Consider the following 23,371-nt stretch of genomic DNA (forward strand, 5'->3'; position numbering starts at 1 on the left):
CCAGCATGCAAGCGACGAAGAAGACGCATGTGCGCTACCTGATCCTGTTCATGCTGTTTCTGGTGACCACGATCAACTATGCCGACCGCGCCACCATTGCAATCGCAGGCTCCAGCCTGCAGAAAGACCTCGGCATTGACGCCGTAACCCTCGGTTATATCTTCTCCGCCTTCGGATGGGCTTACGTGGCTGGCCAGATTCCTGGTGGCTGGCTGCTCGATCGTTTCGGTTCCAAGAACGTCTACGCCTTCAGCATCTTCACCTGGTCGCTGTTCACCCTGCTGCAGGGTTTTGTCGGTGGCCTGCCAGTTGCCTGGGCCGTAGTGACCCTCTTCACCCTGCGCTTCCTGGTAGGTTTCGCCGAAGCCCCATCGTTCCCGGGTAACGCGCGCATCGTCGCCGCTTGGTTCCCCACACAGGAACGGGGCACGGCTTCGGCCATCTTCAACTCGGCACAGTACTTCGCCACCGCGCTGTTCGCTCCGATCATGGGCTGGATCGTGTTCAGCTTTGGCTGGAAGCATGTGTTCGTGGTCATGGGCGCACTGGGGATCGTGTTCTCCATGGTGTGGCTGAAGACCATCCACAACCCGCGCCAACACCCCCGCATCAGCCAAAGCGAGCTTGAGCACATCGAGCAGAACGGCGGCCTGGTGGACATGGACCAGAAGCGCGGCAACGACGGCCCGAAATGGGGCTACATCAAGCAACTGCTGACCAGCCGCATGCTGCTGGGCGTGTACCTGGGCCAATACTGCATCAACGCCATCACCTATTTCTTCCTCACCTGGTTCCCGGTGTACCTGGTGCAGGAGCGCGGCATGACCATCCTCAAGGCCGGCTTCATCGCCTCGCTGCCGGCGGTTTGCGGCTTCATTGGTGGCGTGCTGGGTGGCGTAATCTCGGACTGGCTGCTGCGCCGGGGCAACTCGCTGACCTTTTCGCGCAAACTGCCGATCGTCTGTGGCCTGTTGCTGTCGACCACCATGGTGTTCTGCAACTACGTCGACGCCGAATGGATGGTGGTCGGTTTCATGACCCTGGCGTTCTTTGGCAAAGGCATCGGCGCGCTGGGCTGGGCAGTGGTGGCAGACACCTCGCCCAAGCAGATCGCCGGGCTGTCTGGCGGCCTGTTCAACACCTTCGGCAACATCGCCTCGATCACCACCCCTATCGTGATCGGCTACATCATCAGCGCCACCGGCTCGTTCAAGTGGGCGCTGGTATATGTAGGTGCCAACGCCCTGGTGGCCGTGTTCAGCTACCTGGTGATCGTCGGCCCGATCAAGCGTATCGAGCTGCGCGACGATGCCCCAAAGCCACAGGCTGAGCCTGCCGCCAACGGCGAACTGGCCAGCTCGCGCCACTGAGTGAACACGCCCGCGCCGGGTTACCCGGTGCGGGCGGATGTACAAAAAGCCTGAGAACCTGACAAGTAGGGCCCAAACATGCAGTTGATCGAACATTCCGACTCGCCCCGCTACGTCCGCCTGCACGACGACGATAATGTCGTGGTGGTTGTAAACGACGGCGGCCTGGGCGAAGGCGCCCGCTTCGCCGACGGCCTGACCCTGATCGAAGGCGTGCCGCAGAGCCACAAGGTGGCCACCGTGGCCATCAACAAGGGCGAACCCGTGCGCCGCTATGGGCAAATCATCGGCTACGCGCTGGAAGACCTGCGCCAGGGCAGCTGGGTGCAGGAAAGCCAGCTGGCCATGCCGGCCGCACCAGAGCTGGACAGCCTGCCGCGCTGTGACGCTGTCCCACAGCCTTTGCCCCCCCTTGAGGGCTTCACCTTCGAAGGCTACCGCAACGCAGACGGCACCGTCGGTACCCGCAACATCCTCGGCATCACCACCACCGTGCAATGCGTAACCGGCGTGCTGGAGCATGCGGTCAAGCGCATTCGCAGCGAACTGCTGCCCAAATACCCCAACGTCGACGACGTGGTGGCCATCACCCACAGCTACGGCTGCGGCGTGGCCATCAACGCACGCGACGCCTACATCCCGATCCGCACCGTGCGCAACCTGGCGCGCAACCCCAACCTGGGTGGCGAGGCGCTGGTCATCAGCCTGGGTTGCGAAAAACTGCAGGCCGGCCAGGTGATGCACGACAACGACCCGTCGGTAGACCTCAGCGACCCGTGGCTGTACCGCCTGCAGGACGCCAGCCTGGGCTTTGTGGAAATGATCGAACAGATCATGGAATTGGCCGAAACCCGGCTGAAGAAACTCGACCAGCGCCGACGCGAAACCGTACCCGCCCGCGAGCTGATCCTTGGCATGCAGTGCGGCGGCAGCGACGCCTTTTCGGGCATTACCGCCAACCCGGCACTGGGCTACGCGTCCGACCTGCTGGTACGCGCCGGCGCCACCGTGCTGTTCTCGGAAGTGACCGAGGTGCGCGACGCCATCTACATGCTGACCTCTCGTGCCGAAAACCAGGACGTCGCCGAAGCCCTGGTACGCGAGATGGACTGGTACGACCGCTACTTGCAGCAAGGCGCTGCCGACCGCAGTGCCAACACCACGCCGGGCAACAAGAAAGGTGGCCTGTCCAATATCGTCGAGAAGTCGCTGGGTTCGATCGTCAAGTCCGGCAGCGGCGCCATCCAGGGCGTGCTTGGCCCTGGCGAGCGGGTAAACCGCAAAGGCCTGATCTTCTGCGCCACCCCGGCCAGCGACTTCGTGTGCGGCACCCTGCAACTGGCCGCCGGCATGAACCTGCACGTATTCACTACCGGCCGCGGCACCCCGTATGGCCTGGCCATGGCACCGGTGGTCAAGGTATGCACCCGCAGCGAACTGGCGCAGCGCTGGCCCGACCTGATCGACATCGACGCCGGGCGCATCGCCACAGGCCGTTCGACCATCGAAGAGCTGGGTTGGGAGCTGTTCCATTACTACCTGGACGTGGCCAGCGGCCGCAAGCAGACCTGGGCCGAACAGCACCGGTTGCACAACGACATCACCCTGTTCAACCCGGCACCGATTACCTGATGCCGAGGGCTCACTTGATCGTAGAACGCACCTCCTTCCCTGTGGGAGCGGGCATGCCCGCGAACACCGGCAAAGCCGGTGCCATGCACCAAGTTGCCCGCTCCCACAGGTCATGTGACAACCCGCCAGATTTACTCTCAACCTACAGGAGCACTCCATGCCTGAAATCCTCGGCCACAACTTCATCGCCGGCCAGCGTAGCGCCGTCAGCCAACAGCGCCTGCAGAGCCTGGACGCCAGCACTGGCGAGGCCCTGCCCTACAGCTTTGCCCAGGCCACTGAAACCGAAGTGGACCAGGCCGCCAAAGCCGCCGCCGCTGCCTTCGCCGAATTCCGCCAACTGGCCCCGGCGCGGCGCGCCGAATTCCTTGAAGCCATTGCTGCGGAACTGGACGAACTGGACGACGCTTTCGTCGCCATCGTCTGCCGCGAAACCGCCCTGCCCGCCGCCCGCATTCAAGGCGAGCGTGGCCGCACCAGTGGCCAGATGCGCCTGTTCGCACAGGTGCTGCGCCGGGGTGACTTCCTCGGTGCCCGTATCGACCTGGCCCTGCCCGAGCGCCAGCCGCTACCGCGCGTAGACCTGCGCCAGATGCGCATAGGCGTTGGCCCGGTCGCCGTGTTCGGCGCCAGCAACTTCCCGCTGGCCTTCTCCACCGCCGGTGGCGACACCGCCGCCGCCCTGGCTGCCGGTTGCCCGGTGGTGTTCAAGGCACACAGCGGCCACATGGCCACCGCCGACCTGGTCGGCTGTGCCATCGTGCGCGCCGCCGAACGTACCGGCATGCCCAAGGGTGTGTTCAACATGGTATTCGGTGGCGGCGTGGGCGAGTGGCTGGTCAAACACCCGGCCATCCAAGCTGTCGGCTTCACCGGTTCGCTCAAAGGTGGCGACGCCCTGTGCCGCATGGCTGCCGAGCGCCCGCAACCCATACCGGTGTTCGCCGAGATGTCCAGCATCAACCCGGTGATCGTCCTTCCGGGCGCCCTCGCCAAACGTGGCGAGGCCATCGCCCGAGAACTGGCCGGCTCCGTGTGCATGGGCGCCGGCCAGTTCTGCACCAACCCGGGCATGGTCATCGGTTTGCAATCGACTCGGTTCAGCCAGCTGCTGGCAGACCTTGGCCAGCACCTGAACGCCCAGGCCGGCCAAACCATGCTCAACGCTGGCGGCCTGCGCAGCTACGTCGGCGGCCTGGAACACCTGCACGCCCACGCGGGTATCCAGCACCTGGCTGGCCAGCCACAGGAAGGCAGCCAGGCCCGCGCCCAGCTGTTCAAGGCCGACACCAGCCTGCTGGTGAATGCCGACCCGCTGCTGCAGGAAGAAGTGTTCGGCCCAACCACCGTAGCGGTCGAAGTGCAGGACAACGACCAGCTGCGCGCCGCCCTGCTCGGCCTGCGCGGCCAGCTGACCGCAACGCTGATCGGCGAGCAGGAGGACTTCGAGGCCTTTGCCTGGCTGGTGCCGCTGCTGGAGGAGAAGGTCGGACGCATTCTGGTCAACGGTTACCCGACCGGTGTCGAAGTGTGTGATGCGATGGTCCACGGCGGGCCCTACCCGGCCACTTCGGATGCGCGCGGCACGTCGGTAGGTACCTTGGCCATCGACCGCTTCCTGCGACCGGTGTGCTACCAGAACTACCCGCAGGCGCTACTGCCTGAAGCCCTGCGCGACGGCAACCCATTGGGTCTGCGCCGCCTGGTAAATGGTCAGTGGCGTGACGGGGCGATCTGAGTGATTGCCTGATGCAAGAAAGCCCCGCGCATGGCGGGGCTTTCTTTTGGCAGTGTCCGCAGGCAAGGGAAACGTCAGGCCCCTTGCGCCTCAGCCTGTTCATGCACCTGACGCAAACGCTCCCGGCTATTGCTCAGGTGCATGCGCATGGCCATCTTCGCCCCTTCGCTGTCACGCCGGGCAATGGCTTCGTAGATCGCTTCGTGCTCATGCATCAACCGGCTCATGTAATGCGCCTGGTCATCATGGGCCAATCGCGCCGAATTCAGCCGGGTACGCGGGATGATGCTGGTACCCAGGTGGTTGATGATGTCGGCGAAGTAATGGTTGCCGCTGGCCTGTGCAATGCGCAGATGAAACTGGAAGTCTGCCGACACGGCATCGTTGGCATGGGCCGCCCCGTCGTTGAGTTCGTCCAGCGCCGCGCGCATGCCTGCAAGCTCTTCATCGCTGCGCCGCTGTGCCGCCAGGCCTGCCGACTCGATCTCAAGGGCAATGCGCAATTCCAGCACTGCCAGCACTTCACGCAGGGTGACCACGGTGGCCGGGTCGATGCGAAAGCCCCCTGTGGCCGGCGCGTCCAGCACGAAGGTGCCGATGCCATGACGGGTCTCGACCTGCCCGGCGGCCTGTAGCCGCGAGATCGCCTCACGCACCACGGTGCGGCTGACGCCCTCCTCAGCCATGATCTGCGATTCGGTCGGAAGCTTGTCGCCACGCTTGAGCTGGCCACTGCGAATGCGCTCGGTCAACACCGTGACCAGTTCCTGGGCCAGACTACGCGGCTTGCGCCGGGTCCTTGCCTGTACCTGCTGCTCTGTCATTGCCCTGTGTTTCACCTTGAAAGACAGCGCTCATCATAGCGCATGCAGTTGTACGATCACATACACCCGGTGCGGTATTTATTGCGCATCCCTGTCGCCCCACCTCGGGAAAAGCTGGCCCAAAGCCAGTGCAAGCCTGTACTGTGCGCCTTTGCGCTCACTCATCCATGGAAGGAAGACCCGGCATGAAAGTCCACGACCGCCTGCTGCTCGCCAGCGGCCTGCTGATCCCCCTCTGGCTGCTGGCCGGTGTATGGCTCACTGCCCAGGCCTACCCCGGCTACGACCACCTGCAACAGGCCATGAGCCAACTCGGCGCCGTTGGCTCGCCAACCCATAGCTGGTCGCCACGGGTCAACAACTTCCCCTTGGTCGTACTGTTCGCACTGTTTGCCTGGGGCCTGGCGCGGCGCTGGCGTCACTCCAGACTTGCACTGCTGAGTGCGGGCCTGGTGTTGCTACACGGTGTCGGCAGCCTGGGCACCGGCTGGTTCCCCTGCGACCAAGGGTGCGCTCCGGCGCAGCCGTCTACCTCTCAGCAACTGCATAACCTGTCTGGCCTGCTGATGTTCCTCTCATTGACCCTGGCCAGCGCCTTGTGGGCCTGGCTGGGCAATCGCATTGCAGGCTCACCGGCTCTGTCGTTGTTCTCCCTGGCCTGCGTGGTACTCGCGATCGTTACCGTCGCCCTGATGGGCCAGGCGGTAGAAAGCGGCCAGTTGTTCGGCCTGTACCAACGCCTGAACTATGGCGTGTCGGTGATCTGGGTCGCCGGCCTGGCCTGGGCCAGCCTGCGCAAGCCTGCCACCAACCCGCTGCGCATGGCGGTGATCTGACGGCAAACTGCTGGCCCCCGGTCTTGAAAAGGGAAGGCAAACTTCCTTCCTCTTCATATGCTTAGGACAGCAACATGCGAGTACTTCTAGCATCGTTGGCCGGTTGCCTGCTGGCCACGCTCGCTTTCGGCGCCCAAGCCCGGGCGCCAAGCCAGAACGATCGCCACACCTGCACCTGGGGGGCGCAGATAGCCGCCGAAGCCCAACAGGCCAAGCTTTCCGGGGTAACGCTCTATGCCACGCGAAAGAAGCTGCAGGTACGCAAATTCCCCAAACCGTGGATGCGCATGACCGCCTTCGGTATCACCGAACAGACCTACAACAGCCGCTCGCGGCTAAAGCCGTCGGCAATCAGGCAGACTTACTATGAACAATGCGTTCAGCATGCTGTGGCAAGAAGATAATTTGTTATTTATCAAATGTTTATGTGACAAACCTTAGAATAAGTCTTGAATAACGATAGCCCGCATCACGGCCGTCAAGGGGCTCCGGCCTTGAAGCCTGATAAAGCCATTCACCCCATGGATGAACTGCGCAAGATCGACCTCAACCTGCTGCTGGCTTTTCACGCGCTGCTCAGCGAGAAACATGTGACCCGCGCCGCCCTGCGCCTGCACCGCAGCCAACCGGGGGGGCTGATCAACCTTCTGGCTGCTTCACCACCGTTGCGGCACCGGCCGGTGTCGCCGTCGTCCAGGTGCCCTCCACCAGCAGCACGCCGCATAAAATCAGCACCACCGGACACATACAGAGCCCTCCAGAACACCCCCTACCCACAGCCACCAACGCCCCTGCAGCGCCTTGCCCATGTACGGTGCAGGCACCCTGAGAACCATGAAAATCAGCCATGCAACGCAATAATTCAATCGCTGTCGCAGCCATGTAACACAGACACTGTTGACTTACTAAGGCACCAAGATAAACTGCGCCTTATGAATATTCTTGAGAACAAGCATCACATCATGCTCGACGCACTGGCAGAGGCCCCTGCCGACGCCAGGCAAAGCGTGCGCCTGTGTTTCGAACTGCTGTCCGCGGCTGCGGCAATCAACCGCGTGTGCGCGGTGCGACTGGCTCGCCATAACCTGTCAGAGGGGCGTTTCGCCATCTTGCTGACGTTGCAAGCGGCTGGCGGACGCTTGTCGCCGCTGGAACTGGCGACGCGTCTGGCGATCACTTCGGGCACCGTCACCGGCCTACTCGACGGCCTGCAAGGCGACGGCTTCATCAAGCGCCGCAAGGATGCCCATGACCGTCGCAAACTGAGCATCAGCCTTACCCCGGCAGGTGTTGCTGTCCTGGACGCGGTATTCGCCGAACACACCGACTGGATCGGCACGATCATGCACACGCTGGACCACACACAACGGGAAGCCCTTTCCGCCACGCTACAGGCACTTTCGGCTAGCCCTGCCCTGGCATTGCCACCCGACAAGGACTGAAGCCAATACACCCGTCAAACCACATGGAGGTGGATGATGTTGCAGAATCAGAGCGTACTGGCACGAATCGGCAGGAAGCCGCGCGTGCACAGCGAGCGCGACCAGGTAAGGCGGCGCCAGGCCTGGCTTGAAGCCTGCCTGCCAGCAGCACTTTACCGGCGGCTGTTCATTCACCGCCTCTCCAACCACCCGCTAGCCATTGAAGGCTTCAGCTTTCGACCGGTGCAGAATCTGTACGAACTTGAGCAGGCCCTGCGCCTGGTCAACGACAGCTATGCCCGTCGCGGCATTGCTACCGTGTGCCGCGCCGGCATGCGCTTCTCACCCTTTCACCTGCTACCTGGCACCACCACGTTCGTGGCACTGAAAGGTGACCAGGTGGTGGGGACCGTATCTCTGATCGAAGACTCGCCGCTCGGTTTGCCGCTGGAAGACGTGCATGTCAATGAAGCTGTGTTGCAACGCCTGGACGGTGGCCGCCTGGCCGAAGTCGGCACCCTGGCGGTCTGTAGCCACTACAAAGGCAAAGGCGTGCCCCTCATGCTGTACAACGCCATGTTCCGTTGGGCCATGGACCATCGCCGGGTAAATAGCCTGCTGATCGCCGTGCACCCTCGCGCGGCCAGCTTCTACCGCAACGTGCTGTTCTTTTCGCCCATTGGCCCTGTGCAGACCTACACCAAACTCAACAATGCCCTGTCGCTACCCCTGGCGTTGAACCTGAACCAGGCACGCCAGGTGTTCGCCAAGGTCTACCAGCACCCAGGCCTTGGCTTTACCGTCGAGCAGCAGCACACCGATCTTTTCGACTTCTTCTGCGCCCGGCATTTCCCGCACATCCAGTTGCCCGTCACGCCGCCTCAAACCCACTGGAGCACTGACGAAGTGCTCACCCACATGGCACGTTGCGGCACTTCGCCGCGCCATCTGACGCCGCGGGTACGGCGGGTTCTGCAATTGGATTGAGCAGCCCGCCCCGCGCTCCACACCACACGACTTTCATGGAGGATACGTTCATGGACATGGGATTGCTGCGCGCGATCTACAGGGAAATTACCCTCAGGCACCCGCTGGTGCGCACGCCTGAGCCTGATCTGGTAATGGCCGACGACGCCTGTGTCTCGGCTTACGCCGACAGTGCAGGCCAAGGCCAGGCGCTGTCCGGTACGTACCTGTACCACTGCGCCCAGATGTGTGCACTGATCAAACCCGGCGATGTCGTGCTGGACATCGGTTGTGGCCCGGCCAGCCTGTTGCTGCAACTGGCCCGCCTGAACCCGAGAGCCGAATTCATCGGCACCGACCTGTCAGCCACCATGCTAGAAGTGGGGCAGGCCTCGATTCGCCAGCAAGGCATCGACAACGTCGAACTGCGCGAGGAAGACATGACTCGCCTGGCCGGTATCGCCGACCGTAGCGTTGACGTGGTGATCTCTTCGATGGCGCTGCATCACCTGGCCGACCTTGCTCAGCTGGAAGCCACGTTTCGCAACATCGCACGCGTGCTCCGCAATGACCGGGCCATCTACCTGAACGACTTTGGCCGGCTCAAGTCGGTAGAGTCGGTGGACTATTTCGTCAGCCGCGCCAGTGATGGGGCCGACCAGGCCACACTGCTCGACTACCGCAATTCGCTGTTGGCTGCTTTCTCTCTGGAAGAATTCCAGACCCTTGCCGCCAGCTACCTGGGCCCCTGTGCCAAGGTTTACAGCACGGCGGTCAGCCCTCTGGTGATGGTGATCCGCACACCCAAGCGGCGCTGTGTGGCAGCGATGAAGGGCGAATTTCGGCGACGCTACCGCGATTTGCCACGCAGCCGTCGGGCCGATGTCGACCAACTGCGGCTGTTCCTTGGCATGGGAGGCCTGGCAAGTGCGTTCTGAGCCGCAGGGGCTGCAAGCCGCCTTGGCAGCCTGGCGCGCGGTGCTGGGTGACGCCCATGTACAGAGTGACGCCAGCACGCTGCGCCAGCTGAGCCAGGACACCATGCGCTCGCCCGCCCATGCCAGTGCCAGGCTCAGGCCAGCCAACAGCGAGCAGGTAGCTGCCTGCCTGGCCATTGCACACCTGCACGGTGTCGCGGTGCATCCGGTCAGCACAGGCCACAACTGGGGCTATGGCGGCGTTGCAACGCTTCACGAGCGCTGCGTGCAACTTGACCTGTCGCGCATGGATAAGATCCTTGCCTTCGACGAGACTCTGGGCGTGGTCACCCTTGAACCAGGCGTTACCCAAGCCGCGCTGGCCGATTACCTGGCCAGTCGCAACCTGCCATTCCTTACGCCAGTCACCGGCGCAGGACCCACCTGCAGTGTGTTGGCCAACGCGCTGGAGCGCGGCTTTGGCATCACACCGTTAACGGACCACTGGCAAGCAGTCATGGGCCTTGAAGCCATTCTGCCCGATGGCCAACGCTATCGCTCGCCGATGTGGGCAACGGGCACAACCGCCTGCTTCAAATGGGGCATCGGCCCCTACCTGGACGGCCTGTTCAGCCAGAGCGGGCTGGGGGTGGTGACAAACATGTCGATCGCCTTGGTCAAGCGCCCACAGGTCGTGCAACCGTTCTATTTCTGGGTGGATTCGGCAGCACAGCTCCCGGCCGCCCTCGATGGCATCAAGCGCATTCTGGAACGTTGCGGCAGCCAGGTGGGCGGCATCAACCTGATGAACAGCACGCGTCTGCTAAGCATGGCCTACGATACCCGGCCCCTTACCCAACTGAATCAGGCCGAACGCAACGCCGCCGCGCAATCGCTGGCATTACCCGCCTGGATGGGGGTAGGTTCGATCTACTGCGAACAGGCGCAGCTGGCCTCGCTCAAGGGCATCATCCGCAGCGAACTGCGGCGGTTCTGCAGCCGTTACCTGTTCCGCAGCGAACGCCAGCTGGCGCTGGCGGAGCGCGCCTTGCGTCTGCTGCCGGGGACCTGGTCCAGGCGTTGGCAACTGACCTTGAGCAAACTGCGCATGGGCGTTGAGCTGATGGAAGGCCAGCCGAACCAGTTGGCACTGCCGCTGGCTTACGCCGCAGGTGCGCAACCGCAGCAAGGCACCTTGCTTGACCCGGCCCGGGACAACTGCGGCCTGATCTGGTACGCGCCTATCCTGCCTCTGCGCAGCCAGCAGGTAGCCACCTTCGTCTCGCACATGGAACAGGCTTGCGAAACCCATCGCATGCCCTGCCCGGTTACCCTCACCACCTTGTCGGGCCGCGCAATCGACTGCACCGTGCCGCTACTGTTCGACCGCAACGATGCCCCCGGCAGCAGCCGCGCCGAAGACTGCTACCGGCAGTTGTTCCGCACGGGTAAAGAGCAAGGCGTACTGCCCTACCGGCTTCCCCTGGCCTTCATGGGCTTGCTGAGCGAAACACAAGCGTCTGCCTGGCAACTCGGACAGCGCATCAAGGATGCGCTGGACCCAGAGCACCTGCTCGCGCCAGGGCGTTACTGCCCGTTGGCGCCAGCCCTCCACTGCCAACCTGCTGTGATGGAGCCTCAGCAATGACTGATGATCGCAAGTCCCTGATCGACCTTGGCCAACTGCCAACCCGCAACCTGGCCGAATGCCTGGCCGTGGATCAGGCGACACTGGCCAATGCCCTGGTCACCCGGTTACCTGCGGCGCTGGTCGCGCAACTGGCTGCCTGCGCTGATCAGGTTCAGACGCTGGGCCTGTCAAAAAAGATTGCAGCCATTGGCCTGGCGCTGGGCCAATGGCTGGAACATGCACCCGCCCCCCTGCGCCAGGAGGTGTTCGAGCAATGCTGTGCGCACCCGTCCGACACCGTTCGCAGCTGGGCAGCCTTCGCTCAGGCACACCTTTCGCGCACGCTGCCTGCACAAGACGCCCTGCTGGCGCAGTTGCGCTTCGCCCGCGATGAGCATTTTGGTGTACGCGAATGGGCCTGGATTGCCCTGCGCCCACGCCTGGCACAGCAGTTGGACACCGCCCTGCCGTTGCTCAGCCGCTACGCAGGCGACGCAGACCCGCTGGTGCGACGCTTTTGTATCGAAATCCTGCGTCCACGTGGCGTCTGGTGTGAGCACATAGCCGCGCTCAAAGAACAACCGGAAGTGGCCGAGCCGTTGCTGGTGCCGCTGTTGGCCGAGGCTGAAAAGTACGCCCAGGACTCGGTCGCCAACTGGCTTAACGATGCCAGCAAAACCCGACCCGATTGGGTGCTCCAGCTGTTCCAGCGCTATCCCCCCGGCTGCAAGGCCTCGCAGCGAATCCACGCCCGAGCAACCCGAAGCCTGCCCCAGTGAATCACCACAAGGAGAGAAGCATGTCACTCAAGGAAAAACTCGACGCCATCAAACAGCAGATGGGCCAACTGCCCGCCGACGTGCTGGAAAAATTCAGCACGTCGCTACAGGCCTTGATCGCACGCCACCCCGAAGCCCATGCACTGAAAGCCGGTGACCGCGCACCACTGGCCGTGTTGAAGGATGCGGATGGCAAGGCGGTAGACCTGCATGCCTTGCTGACACGCGGCCCATTGGTGCTGGTTTTCTATCGCGGCCTGTGGTGCCCGTTCTGCAATGCCGCGCTTGGCGAATACCAGCAGATGGTGGGTGACCTGGCCGCCAGCGGTGCCACCTTGGTGGCTGTCTCCGCCCAGAGCCCTGCCGCCACCGGGAAAACCCGTGAAGCCCTGGGGGTGCGCTATCAACTATTGAGCGACCCCGGCAACCAGTTGGCGCGCCAGTACGGCATCGTCTTCGAACTGGAACCGGAGCTCGAGGCGGTGTACCGCTCACTCGGTGCAGACCTCAAGGCCCTCAATGCCAGCGACGACCTCAGTTTGCCGATGGCCAGCGCATTCGTCATCGGCCAGGACGGTCACATACGCCGGGCGTTCATCAATGTCGACTACTCCGAGCGCGCCGAACCCCAGGCACTGATCGAAGCCGCCAGCCACTGAGCGCCACTCCCCGGCACCGGTTTTCCCGGTGCCCCACCCCATCACGGACTGATGACATGAAACGTATCGCTATCATGGGGGCCGGCGTGGCCGGCCACCTGGCTGCCCTGTACCTGCGCAAGCGCTTGCCTGGCGTAGAAGTGACGCTGATCGGCCGCCCGGACCGCAAGCGGCCGATCGTCGGTGAGTCGACGGTCGAGCTGACCACCCACTTTTTCAAAGGTATCGGCCTGGGCAGCCTGCTTGAAGAAAAGCATTACCACAAATACGGCCTGACCTATTACCTGAAACTGCGCAACAACCCGGAGTGCCGTAACTACGTGGTCCATGAGGCACCTGGAGTGATCCGCATGCCCGCCTACAACCTCAACCGCTTCAGCTTCGACAAAGACCTGCGTGCCATCGTGGCCGACCAGCAGGTGCAATTGATCGAGGCCGACGTGGCTGCGGTCGACCTGCACGAAGGCGAGCACACCCGTCACCGCCTGACCCTGCGCAGCGAAGCGCAAACCTGGCAAATGGACGCCGACTGGGTGGTCGACGCCACCGGCCGCAACCGTTTCATGGCCAAGAAGCTGAAGCTGCACAAAGAGCCGACCTACCAGCGCAGCACGTTCTGGTTCCGCCTTCGCCAGTTTGATCGCAACATCCTGCACAGCATCAACACCCACAAGGACAAGCATCACTGTTTCGACCCGTACTACGTCACCCATCACTTCTACGGCAAGGGCTACTGGATCTGGCTCATACCCATGCGCAGCGAAGACGGTGCCGACATGATCAGCATCGGTATTACCTACCGCCCGGACATGATCAACGAACGGATTGGCACGCTGGAAGCCTTCAAGGAAAGAGTCATGGCAGACCACCCGGTGATCACCGAGCTGATGGCATCGGGCGAAGTCATCGACCAGCACGCCATGTACAACTACATGTACGAGGCCAACCAGTACTACTCCACCGATGGCTGGTTCCTGATCGGCGATGCAGCGTTCACCTTCGACCCGGCCAACAGTGCTGGGCTGGCCTATGTAGCCCAGCAGATACCGCAAGTGGCCGCCATGATCGAGAAAGACATCCAGGGCACGTTGACGCCCGCCTATGTCAATTGCCTGGAGTCGCACATCCAGGCGCAACTGGCGCTTCAGGACACCTGGAGCAAGTGGTACGAGGTAATGGACGACCCGTTCCTGATGGGCTGGACGCTGCTGTTCGCCAACATGGCGTACTTCCATGTGGTGTTGCCCATGTATGTCAGCGGTGACTTTCTGGACGGCCATCAGGCCCAGCAATTCGCCGATTTGTTGCCACGCTACACACGGGACCTGCAGCCATCACCGCTGCCCTTTGCCTGCCTGTTACGTGAAGTACGCCGTTCCAATCCGGGCATCAGCCCGCAGATGATCCCCAACCTGTATTCGCGTACCATCAACTTCGCCCTGTACAAGGCCGACAACCAGGCCCGGCCGCGATACGCCGCCAGCTACTTCCTGCGCTCGGCGCTGCTGCGCTTACGCTTGATGCGCATGGTGCGCTGGAGTTTGGCGCCTCGCCACCTGAAACTGCTGGCGCGGCATAGCCTGGGCACGCTGCAGGACTTGGGACGCGCTACCAGCCTGCGGCTGATGCCTTCACTGTTTTACAAGTACGGCGAGGCGCCCGAGCTGCTCAAGTCGCCGTTCGGCAGCGACGGCGGCTTCCTCGACCTGGTGCGCCACTGATGGGCGTGCCCATGGCCGAAGCCGGCGGCGACGCACTGGTGGCTCTTAGCGGTGTGCGCCTGGCTGCCGGGGTCCGTGATGGCACGCTGTCGCCGGTAGCACTGGTCGAACACAGCATCCGCCGCTGCCAAACCGTGCAACGGCGCTGCAACGCGGTGGCAGTGGCGCTGTACGACCAGGCGCGGCGGGCCGCCGAAGTTGCCGAACGCCAGCGAGACCAAGGCGTCCCGCTGGGTCGACTGCATGGCGTGCCCTTCAGCTTCAAGGAGGGCCTGGGGCTGGCCGATGCGCCCAAGACGTGCGGCTCACGCCGCCGACAGCACAAGGTTGCCGGGTTTACCGCCACCGCCGCGCAACGTCTGATCGATGCGGGCGCCATTCCGGTCGCACTGGGTAACCAGGCCGAGATGGCGCTATGGCCAGAAACCGATAACCCTGTCTACGGCCGCACCAGCAGCCCCTACCGGAACGACCGGAGTGCCGGTGGCAGCAGTGGCGGTGATGCCGTGCTGGTAGCCAGCGCTTGCGTGCCTTTCGCGCTGGGTACCGACGGCGGTGGCTCGGTGCGAATCCCGGCTGCCTGCAACGGCATTTTCGGCCTCAAGCCATCACGGGGGTTGGTGCCACTGACCGGGCATCTCCCCTTGGACGAACGCGGCCTGGGGCAGCCGAATGCCATGGCCATCGCCAGGCACTTTGCTGCCGGCCCATTGTGTCGGCATGCCGAAGACCTGCCCGTGCTGCTGGAGATCATTGCCGGGCCTGACCAACTGGACCGCAATATTATCGACAGCTACGTACACCGCCCGCCGCCTGCAGCATTGCAACGCCTGTACCTGTGCCAGCCCGAGCGCCTGGGCTGGGGAAGCCGGATTTCGCCGGCCGTGGTTCAGGCACTGGATGACGTGGCCCACCACTATCAAAGCCAAGGCACCCATGTCGAGCGCTGGCTACCCCACGCACTGAACGATGCGTTCGCCATCTGGTTGGCCGTGCTCAAGCAGGAAACCGGCGTGCGCCTGGCCGACATTCTCGGTGACGGCCAGCCTGTGGCGCATTTGGCGCATGCCTGGCAAGCACTGCTCGGCCAACCGCAGCATGCCGCCGGACCTTGGCTGGCAACCGTGCTCGACAGCCTGGGCGAATGCCTGGGTAACCCCGGCCTTGCAAGGCAGCTACCCAAACGCGATGCCCTGTTACACGCGCTGACCGAACGGCTGGATGGCAACAGTGTACTGGTCCTGCCAGCGTTGCCCGGCACCTCGCCCGAGCATGGCCATGCCCTGCGCTACCCGGGGGATATCGGCTACACCGCGTTGTTCAACGTACTGGGCCTGCCGGCCCTGACGGTACCCATGGGGCGCCTCGATCAAGGCTGCCCGGTGGCCCTGCAGCTGGTGGCCGGCCCCGGCCAGGAGCCTGTGCTGCTCGACGCAGCACGCTCACTGGAGCTCGCATTCGGTGGCTGGATCGCGCCGCCCTTCTGACCCAACACACTCGGGACACCATCATGCCCAATACCCTTCACGCCAGTACCGTGCAGCTCGCGCCAACGGCGCCGGCACAGTCAGCCGTTGGCTCCCAGGCCGAACACCTGACCCTGATGTTTCTGTTGCAGCTCATCGTGATCTTCAGTGTTTCGCGGCTGATCGCCTGGTTCAGCACCCGCCGCTTGGGCCAAACGCCAGTCGCCGGCGAAATCCTTGCCGGGCTGGTGCTAGGCCCAAGCCTGCTCGGCTACTTTTTTCCTGAGCAACTGGCCGCGCTGTTCGTACCGCAAACGGCCACTGCCTTCGTGGTCACTGCACAAATCGGCCTTATCCTGCTGATGTTCCAGGTCGGCCTGGAGTTCGAGTTCGGTGCGCACCTCAAGGGCCGCAAGCGTTCGGTCATCATCATCAGCATGGGTGGGCTGCTGGTACCCTTTGCCAGCGGCATGCTCACCGCCGAGTACTTCTGGCAGCAAATCAGCGGGGACAGACCGCCCCTGCTGGCGTTCCAGCTGTTCTTCGCCACGGCACTTTCAATTACCGCTCTGCCCATCCTCGGGCGCATCTTCATGGAATTGGGCCTTTCGCGCTCGCGAGTCGCCACCCTTACCATCGGTGCGGCGGCAATAGACGATGTCTGCGGCTGGCTCATCCTTGGTGGCGTTACATCGCTGATCGCCTCGCAGTTCAACCCTTGGGCTTCGTTGGCCCGGGTGCTGGCGCTGGGCTTGTTCATTGTGCTGGTGATCGGCCTGGTGCGACCACTGATCATGCGCTGGATCCTCGGCGACCTGGAGCGCCGACCGCTGACGGCCCAAGGCATATCGCTGATGCTGATCATCCTGCTGGCCAGCGCGACCGTGACCAACCTGATCGGCGTGTTCTCGATCATCGGCGGTTTCATTCTCGGCGTTGCCCTGCACACTGAACGCCGCTTCGTCCAGCAGTGGAATGCCAAGGTCAGTGGCGTGGTCAACGCATTCTTCTTGCCGATATTCTTCGCCTACACCGGCCTGCGCACGGATGTGGGTGCCCTGGAAGGCACTACCGCACTGTGGAATTGCCTGCTGATCTGCCTGGTGGCCTTCGCCAGCAAGTTTTTCGGTGCCTACGGAGCCAGCCGCCTGCTTGGCGAAAGCCGCCGTGATGCGGCGCTGATAGGCGTGTGCATGAATACCCGGGCGCTGATGGAGCTGGTCGTGCTGAATGTCGGCTATGACCTGGGCGTACTTCCCAAGGAGTACTTCACCCTGTTGGTGATCATGGCCATCATCAGTACTTTCATCGCCTCCCCCTTGATCCGGCTGCTCACAGCACATTCTCGCACCCCACGTTCGACCTCGGAGGCAACCGAGGTCGGCAGCGGCTGAAATCAGCGTGAGGTTTCGACACGCAGCACTTCGGTGTAGATCGCGTCGACAGTCTGACCGACCTTGAGGTTCTTCATGCGCGCCTGCAGGTCCGGGTTCTCGACCTTGACCACCTGCAGCTTGCCCTCTGGCGGCAGCAGGCTTACTTCATGTTTGGCGAGGTCGATCTTCTTGATCTGCGAGGTAACCCTGACCTGGCGGAAGGCCTCGCCGCCCGGGTTGGGGTTTTGCGCCGTGGCGCGAATGGTGCCGGACTCCTCACTGGCCTTCGGCGCCCCGCCCACATCCGTGTTGAGCACATAGGCCACGGCACGGGTCACGAAGATGTCGACCTGGTCCCCCACCTTGAGGTTGGGTAGGGCCTTGGCCTTTTCAGTCAGCTGGAACGTCACATCCTTCCTGTTATCTGGGCCCTTCACCGTGACCTGGCGGTTGGCCAGGTCGATGGCGGTGACCTGCGTGGTCACGTGACTTTCCAGCGCCTCGCTGGCAATCGGGATATCTGCAGCGTGCGCGGTGAGGCTGGTAGCGGACACCAGTGTGGCCAAAGCAACAGCACGCGCAAAGGAGCGAATCGGGTTCATAGGCCTGCTTCCATGTGATCAAGACCGGATAGGGACGCGAAATGTTCGCGCGCCAACAAGCATAGACCCTGTCCGCCAACCTGCTGGCGCGACGTATTTCGTCCCATTTTCGTCATGCCCACCCTTGTAATAGCAAAAGCGAACTCTTTAAGAACGTGTTCGACCGGGATTACTATGCCTCGGCACATGGCTCGGTAGACCTGGTTACCCCAGGGGCGCCCCGTACGCTTGAGGCAAGCTTCAATTATCGCTTCTGATACCGAATGGGGCCGCCTTGCGCAGCCCCGAAAGGTTCAGCGATTACGCGTCACCCGCCACACCGTATTCGCCAGGTCGTCAGCGATGATCAACGCCCCACGCGGGTCCACCGTTACCCCTACCGGTCGCCCACGGGTCTTGCCATCCTCACCCCGGAAGCCAATGGCGAAGTCGATCGATTCCCCCGTGGGCTTGCCATCGCGGAACGGCACGAAGATCACCTTGTAGCCCACCGGATTTGGCCGGTTCCAGCTGCCGTGTTCACCCACGAACACACCCTCGGCGAAACGCTCGCCCATGGCCGGTATCGAAAAATCGACACCCAGCGCAGCAACATGCGAGCCAAGGCTGTAATCCGGCTTGATCGCCGCCGCCACTTTGTCCGGGTTCTGCGGCCGCACCCGCTCGTCGACGTTCTGCCCCCAATAGCTGTAAGGCCAACCATAGAAGCCCCCCTCACGCACCGAGGTCAGGTAATCCGGCACCAGATCGGGGCCTAGCTCATCACGCTCGTTGACCACCGCCCACAATTGCCCGGTCTGCGGCTGGATGGTCAAGGCCGTCGGGTTGCGCAAACCGGTGGCATAAGGACGGTGGGCGCCCGTCTCGGCATCGACCTCCCAGACCATGGCGCGGTCGGCCTCTACCTCCAGGCCCCGTTCGGTGATGTTGCTGTTTGAACCAATGCCCACATACAGGTAGCGGCCATCCGGGCTGATCGTCAGCGCCTTGGTCCAATGGTGGTTGATTTCGGCAGGAAGGTCAGTGAGCTTGGTGGGCGCTCCATCAGCCTGGGTCTGGCCGTCCCGGTAGTCAAAGCGCACCAGCGCATCCTGGTTGGCCACGTACAGTTTGCCGTCGGCGAAGGCCAGACCGTAGGGCGCATTGAGGTTTTCCGCAAACACCGTCTGCACCTCATAGGTGCCATCACGGTCGGCATCGCGCAGCAAGGTCAGGCGGTTGCCGCCTTTGACCTGGGTGTTGCCTTTGGCCTTGATCTGGCTGGCGATCACATCCTTTGGCTTGAGCTTGGCTGCACTGCCGCCCCGCCCCTCGGCGATCAGAATGTCACCGTTGGGCAGTACCAGGCTCTGCCGCGGTATCTTCAGGTCGGTAGCGATGGCCGTGATGCTGAAGCCTTCCGGCACAGTCGGTTTCTGCTCACCCCAGGCAACCGGCCGAGCAATCCTCATGCTTGGCAGCAAGCTGCGCTCGGGGGCTGGCAGCTTCGGGTCCGGGCCCAGCGCCTGGGTCGCCTCACCATCGCCGCCGCACGCACTCAACAACAAAGCCACGCCCAACAGGCTCAACGCATGCAAAGGCTTCATGCTGCACCTCCTGAGCGCAAGTTGCTCAAGCCGGTCCAGGCAGCGATTACCGCGAGCACCGTGACGATTGCCGACAGCACCAGCCCGGATGGCATCACCGCCCAAGCATCCTTGGCATGTTCAAAGGCATTGATCAGGCCGAGTACCCAGGTCATCAGCAACAGCACGAAGTACAGCGTCGGTCGCCCACTTTTGCGCGCTGCCCGGATCAGATTGGCCAGCGCGAATAAAAGTGCCAGCCCGCAGAACACCAGCCCACCGGCGATCAACCAGGCGGCGAAGTTGCTCCATTGGATCTGGTAGCTGTTCAGGTAGGCGATGTCGCTTAGCAATGCGCCGAGAAACAGCGGCACACTGCCGGCCAGCAGCAAGGCGTGAAGCGGGCTGGGTGTAAAACGATAGAGGGTTTGGTCAGGTGTGGTCACAGTGCCTCCTTTTCATTCAGTGACCCAAGGACTGATGGGCTATTGCCACCAGGCACGCACAGGTTGCGCTAAGCAAAGGAGCCCTGTGGCGGCGCGATAGTTCACCGTTTCGCTGGAATGAAATATCCTGCAAGGTATTTGGCACCTGCCCCAGGAGCAGACATGTTTAGCAAAATCAAAGACGCGCACGCCCCCTTTGCACTGACCACCCTGCTCGCCTTTTGCCTGGCACTCACTGCTGGCTGCTCCAGCAAAAACAGCCAGGCACGCTATACAGCTTCTACCGTAGGCTCAAACTGCTTTGCCAAAGCGGTCCCCTCAGCCGGAGAAGGCGGTTTGGCGTGGGGGAATACCTTGAACATTGCCCGCCAGAAGTCGTTGAACAACTGCGTGCGCTATGCCACCCGGTCAGGAGGCACGCCTAGAACGTGTCAAGTGGTGATGGCCAAGTGCAAAAATTAAGAGTTTATGCACTACCAATAAAAACGGAACCTTACTACAAGTATAACCAAGCTGTCCTACTGCATTAAACACCACAACTATCAGACTCAAAACCCGACAACATACTCTTACACTTCCCGCCTCGACGCTCCTGCCTTAATCAAGGCAATGTCCTGCACTTGAAGATCAGCTGAAGATTCATTCACCACACTTCATTGATCAAGAAAGTTTCATTCTCCAACCAACTGCCTTTCTGGGCCGTGCTGTTCCCTTACAACTTGACCGTCGCCATCTGTTGGTACTTCATCTGCAAGCTCTTCAATGTCCGCGCGGCACCGCCACCCGCCGAGGCTTTTGAAAGTGTGCCGGCTAACGCCCGCGAATGATCAGCACCTCAAGGTATGCGCTGGGTACCACCAACGATGAAGGCCCTCCCACATTACTCTCATCCAGCAACTGAGTAAGGTCTCGCTCCAAAGCACTGGGCTTCTCCGTATCCAGCGAAGCAAACGCCTTGTGCATCGGCCCATACCAGGTACGAAACACCTCGATGAAATGCGCCATGTGTAGCCAAGCAGTTGGGGCTGCTACGCAGCCCCAAGGCTTAACTGACTGGCACCACGGCGAACCCGCTTACACGGTGTCTATGGGAGCGCTTACTCAGGCGAACCTGGCCCGGGCTGCGTGCAGTTTCTTGTAGCTTTCGATCAAGCGCAGGTGGCGATCAAGGCCTTCGAGCTTCATGCTGGTCGGGGTCAGGCCATGGAAGCGTACGCTGCCGTCCACCGAACCCAGCACCGCGTCCATGCGCGCGTTGCCGAACATGCGGCGGAAGTTGGGCTCGTAGTCGTCCATTTCCAGCTCATCATCCAGCACTACTTCCAGCACCACGTTCAGGGCCTGGTAGAACAGCCCGCGCTCGACAGTGTTGTCGTTGAACTGCAGGAACGCCTCGACCAATTCCTTGGCCTCCTCGAAGCGTTGCACTGCCAGGCAGATCAGCAGCTTCAGTTCCAGAATGGTCAGCTGGCCCCACACCGTATTTTCGTCGAACTCCACGCCAATCAGCGTGGTGATGGTGGTGTAGTCATCCACATCGCAGTTGTCCAGGCGCTTGAGCAGCAGCTTCAGGGGGCGGCTTTCAAGGTTGTGCAGGTTGAGGATGTCGGCGCGGAACGACAAGGCGCGGTTGGTGTTGTCCCAGATCAGGTCCTCGACCGGGTAGATTTCCGAGTAGCCCGGCACCAGGATGCGGCAGGCGGTGGCGCCCAGGTTGTCGTACACCGCCATGTACACTTCCTTGCCCAGGTCTTCGAGGATGCCGAACAGGGTTGCGGCCTCTTGAATATTGGAATCCTCGCCGTGGCCCGAGAAGTCCCACTCGACGAACTCGAAGTCGGCCTTGGCACTGAAGAAGCGCCACGACACCACGCCGCTGGAGTCGATGAAGTGCTCGACGAAGTTGTTCGGCTCGGTCAGGGCGTGGCTTTCGAAGGTCGGCTGCGGCAGGTCGTTCAGGCCTTCGAAGCTGCGGCCCTGCAGCAGTTCGGTAAGGCTGCGCTCCAGTGCCACTTCCAGGCTTGGGTGGGCGCCAAACGAGGCGAATACGCCACCGGTGCGCGGGTTCATCAGGGTCACGCACATGACCGGGAATTCGCCACCGAGCGACGCATCCTTGACCAGCACCGGGAAGCCCTGCTCTTCCAGGCCCTGAATGCCGGCAACGATGGCCGGGTACTTGGCCAGTACGTCCTGCGGCACATCCGGCAGGCACAGCTCGCCTTCGAGGATTTCGCGCTTGACCGCACGCTCGAAGATTTCCGACAGGCACTGCACCTGTGCCTCAGCGAGGGTGTTGCCAGCGCTCATGCCGTTGCTGAGGAACAGGTTTTCGATCAGGTTGGACGGGAAGTACACCACCTGCTCGTCCGATTGACGCACGAACGGCAGCGAGCAGATGCCGCGCGCCGTGTTGCCCGAGTTGGTGTCGTACAGGTGCGAGCCGCGCAGCTCACCGTCGGGGTTGTAGATTGCCAAGCAGTGCTCGTCGAGGATCTCGGCGGGCAGCGCATCGCGTGGGCCAGGCTTGAACCACTGCTCGTTCGGGTAATGCACGAACGGCGCGTTGGCCAGGTCCTCGCCCCAAAACTGGTCGTTATAGAAGAAGTTGCAGTTCAGGCGCTCGATGAACTCACCCAGCGCCGATGCCAGCGCGGCTTCCTTGGTGGCACCCTTGCCGTTGGTGAAGCACATCGGTGACTGCGCATCACGCACATGCAACGACCACACGTTGGGCACGATATTGCGCCACGAAGCGATCTCGATCTTCATCCCCAACCCGGCCAGGATGCCCGACATGTTGGCGATGGTCTGCTCCAGCGGCAGGTCCTTGCCAGGGATGTAGGTGGTGCTGTCCGACACCGGCATCAGCAGGCCCTGGGCATCGGCGTCAAGGTTGTCGACCACTTCGATCACGAACTCGGGGCCGGTCTGTACCACCTTCTTGACGGTGCAGCGGTCGATCGAGCGCAGGATGCCCTGGCGGTCCTTCTCGGAAATGTCTTCGGGCAGCTCGACCTGGATCTTGAAGATCTGGTTGTAGCGGTTTTCCGGGTCGACGATGTTGTTTTGCGACAGGCGAATGTTTTCGGTCGGGATGTCGCGGGTCTGGCAGTACAGCTTGACGAAGTAAGCCGCGCACAAGGCCGAAGACGCCAGGAAGTAATCGAACGGGCCTGGGGCCGAACCATCACCCTTGTAGCGGATCGGTTGGTCGGCGATCACCGTGAAGTCGTCGAACTTGGCTTCGAGACGGAGATTGTCGAGAAAATTGACCTTGATTTCCATGCGGGTTTACCGTGATTTAAGCGTGCAAAACGAAAGTGGCCGGCATTATCCGGGTTTTCAGCCTGGAAGTCCTGTTTACCTCGTCGCTTGCGCATTCCACCGGATTGCTTGCCTGATCCTCTGGACCTGCCCCCG

20 protein-coding genes and 3 pseudogenes are annotated in these 23,371 nt (G+C 62.3%); 16 read left to right on the forward strand and 7 right to left on the reverse strand.

Translation table 11 applies throughout. The annotated features are described in order from the left end of the window. Positions 1-5: 5 nt before the first annotated feature. From APH36_RS00695 to APH36_RS00705, 3 genes are all read left to right on the forward strand, one after another. Positions 6-1,370: an MFS transporter gene (locus APH36_RS00695; protein WP_060497033.1), complete on the forward strand. Its 1,365-nt coding sequence runs from the start codon at positions 6-8 to the stop codon at positions 1,368-1,370. 78 nt (positions 1,371-1,448) lie between these two features. After that, the gene (gene garD / locus APH36_RS00700; RefSeq protein WP_060497034.1) at positions 1,449-3,002 is read left to right on the forward strand and encodes a galactarate dehydratase; all 1,554 of its coding nucleotides are present in this window, start codon (positions 1,449-1,451) and stop codon (positions 3,000-3,002) included. A gap of 157 nt (positions 3,003-3,159) precedes the next feature. Then, entirely contained in the window at positions 3,160-4,740 is a 1,581-nt protein-coding gene (locus APH36_RS00705) for an aldehyde dehydrogenase (NADP(+)) (protein ID WP_060497035.1), read from the forward strand. A 74-nt stretch (positions 4,741-4,814) separates the two neighbouring features. Here APH36_RS00705 and APH36_RS00710 read toward each other — a convergent pair whose 3' ends face one another. Beyond that, a complete protein-coding gene (locus tag APH36_RS00710) occupies positions 4,815-5,564 on the reverse strand; it encodes a FadR/GntR family transcriptional regulator (RefSeq protein ID WP_060497036.1) in 750 nt (249 codons plus the stop codon). Positions 5,565-5,749: 185 nt separating this feature from the next. Between APH36_RS00710 and APH36_RS00715 the strand changes: the two genes are divergently transcribed. The 3 genes and pseudogenes from APH36_RS00715 to APH36_RS33080 form a co-directional block, all read left to right on the forward strand. Beyond that, on the forward strand, positions 5,750-6,400 hold the full coding sequence (locus APH36_RS00715; RefSeq protein WP_060497037.1) for a DUF998 domain-containing protein: 651 nt from the start codon (positions 5,750-5,752) through the stop codon (positions 6,398-6,400). Between the two features lie 74 nt (positions 6,401-6,474). After that, positions 6,475-6,804 (forward strand): hypothetical protein, encoded by a 330-nt coding sequence (locus APH36_RS00720; protein WP_060497038.1) that lies wholly within the window; start codon positions 6,475-6,477, stop codon positions 6,802-6,804. A gap of 117 nt (positions 6,805-6,921) precedes the next feature. Next, positions 6,922-7,029 (forward strand): annotated as a pseudogene (locus tag APH36_RS33080) (LysR family transcriptional regulator); the annotation flags it as partial. A gap of 10 nt (positions 7,030-7,039) precedes the next feature. On the opposite strand, the pseudogene APH36_RS32455 reads toward APH36_RS33080, so the two are convergent. Continuing rightward, a pseudogene (locus APH36_RS32455) lies at positions 7,040-7,236 on the reverse strand (EamA-like transporter family protein); the annotation flags it as partial. A gap of 96 nt (positions 7,237-7,332) precedes the next feature. On the opposite strand from APH36_RS32455, the gene APH36_RS32460 reads away from it, so the two are divergent. From APH36_RS32460 to APH36_RS00770, 9 genes are read left to right on the forward strand one after another with little or no spacing between them, the layout of a single operon-like run. Next, a complete protein-coding gene (locus tag APH36_RS32460; protein ID WP_060497040.1) occupies positions 7,333-7,842 on the forward strand; it encodes a MarR family winged helix-turn-helix transcriptional regulator in 510 nt (169 codons plus the stop codon). Between the two features lie 36 nt (positions 7,843-7,878). Continuing rightward, positions 7,879-8,808 (forward strand): GNAT family N-acetyltransferase, encoded by a 930-nt coding sequence (locus APH36_RS00735; protein WP_060497041.1) that lies wholly within the window; start codon positions 7,879-7,881, stop codon positions 8,806-8,808. 50 nt (positions 8,809-8,858) lie between these two features. Beyond that, positions 8,859-9,725 carry a class I SAM-dependent methyltransferase gene (locus APH36_RS00740; protein WP_060497042.1) on the forward strand — a complete coding sequence of 289 codons (867 nt, stop codon included), beginning with the start codon at positions 8,859-8,861 and terminating at the stop codon, positions 9,723-9,725. Beyond that, complete coding sequence (locus APH36_RS00745) at positions 9,715-11,352, forward strand: FAD-binding oxidoreductase (RefSeq protein WP_060497043.1); 1,638 nt, start codon at positions 9,715-9,717, stop codon at positions 11,350-11,352. The genes APH36_RS00740 and APH36_RS00745 overlap by 11 nt, the downstream gene beginning before the upstream one ends. Further along, on the forward strand, positions 11,349-12,113 hold the full coding sequence (locus APH36_RS00750; protein ID WP_060497044.1) for a hypothetical protein: 765 nt from the start codon (positions 11,349-11,351) through the stop codon (positions 12,111-12,113). The genes APH36_RS00745 and APH36_RS00750 overlap by 4 nt, the downstream gene beginning before the upstream one ends. 20 nt (positions 12,114-12,133) lie before the next feature. Continuing rightward, positions 12,134-12,772, forward strand: a complete 639-nt coding sequence (locus APH36_RS00755; protein WP_060497045.1) for a peroxiredoxin-like family protein — start codon at positions 12,134-12,136, stop codon at positions 12,770-12,772. Positions 12,773-12,828: 56 nt separating this feature from the next. Then, positions 12,829-14,493: an NAD(P)/FAD-dependent oxidoreductase gene (locus APH36_RS00760; protein ID WP_060497046.1), complete on the forward strand. Its 1,665-nt coding sequence runs from the start codon at positions 12,829-12,831 to the stop codon at positions 14,491-14,493. Continuing rightward, positions 14,493-15,980: an amidase gene (locus APH36_RS00765; protein WP_060497047.1), complete on the forward strand. Its 1,488-nt coding sequence runs from the start codon at positions 14,493-14,495 to the stop codon at positions 15,978-15,980. The genes APH36_RS00760 and APH36_RS00765 overlap by 1 nt, the downstream gene beginning before the upstream one ends. 23 nt (positions 15,981-16,003) lie before the next feature. Beyond that, entirely contained in the window at positions 16,004-17,353 is a 1,350-nt protein-coding gene (locus APH36_RS00770; RefSeq protein ID WP_060497048.1) for a cation:proton antiporter, read from the forward strand. Between the two features lie 2 nt (positions 17,354-17,355). On the opposite strand, the gene APH36_RS00775 is transcribed toward APH36_RS00770, so the two are convergent. The 3 genes from APH36_RS00775 to APH36_RS00785 all read right to left on the reverse strand — a co-directional run bounded on the left by APH36_RS00775 (position 17,356) and on the right by APH36_RS00785 (position 19,948). Beyond that, a complete protein-coding gene (locus tag APH36_RS00775) occupies positions 17,356-17,937 on the reverse strand; it encodes a hypothetical protein (RefSeq protein ID WP_060497049.1) in 582 nt (193 codons plus the stop codon). A 293-nt stretch (positions 17,938-18,230) separates the two neighbouring features. Further along, entirely contained in the window at positions 18,231-19,523 is a 1,293-nt protein-coding gene (locus APH36_RS00780; protein WP_060497050.1) for a sorbosone dehydrogenase family protein, read from the reverse strand. Continuing rightward, positions 19,520-19,948 carry a DUF2231 domain-containing protein gene (locus APH36_RS00785; protein WP_060497051.1) on the reverse strand — a complete coding sequence of 143 codons (429 nt, stop codon included), beginning with the start codon at positions 19,946-19,948 and terminating at the stop codon, positions 19,520-19,522. Before APH36_RS00785 ends, APH36_RS00780 begins: the two co-directional genes overlap by 4 nt. A 162-nt stretch (positions 19,949-20,110) precedes the next feature. Here APH36_RS00785 and APH36_RS30420 point away from each other — a divergent pair, with 162 nt between their 5' ends. Further along, on the forward strand, positions 20,111-20,410 hold the full coding sequence (locus tag APH36_RS30420) for a hypothetical protein (RefSeq protein WP_082426311.1): 300 nt from the start codon (positions 20,111-20,113) through the stop codon (positions 20,408-20,410). A 348-nt stretch (positions 20,411-20,758) separates the two neighbouring features. Here APH36_RS30420 and APH36_RS32465 read toward each other — a convergent pair. Both APH36_RS32465 and APH36_RS00790 read right to left on the reverse strand, forming a co-directional pair. Then, positions 20,759-20,950: pseudogene (locus APH36_RS32465) on the reverse strand (SAM-dependent methyltransferase); the annotation flags it as partial. A 99-nt stretch (positions 20,951-21,049) separates the two neighbouring features. Continuing rightward, complete coding sequence (locus APH36_RS00790; protein ID WP_060497052.1) at positions 21,050-23,236, reverse strand: OsmC domain/YcaO domain-containing protein; 2,187 nt, start codon at positions 23,234-23,236, stop codon at positions 21,050-21,052. Positions 23,237-23,371 lie beyond the last annotated feature (135 nt).

The sequence above is a fragment of the Pseudomonas sp. NBRC 111133 genome, from assembly GCF_001320605.1.
In the GTDB taxonomy this organism is placed as follows: Bacteria; Pseudomonadota; Gammaproteobacteria; order Pseudomonadales; family Pseudomonadaceae; genus Aquipseudomonas; species Aquipseudomonas monteilii.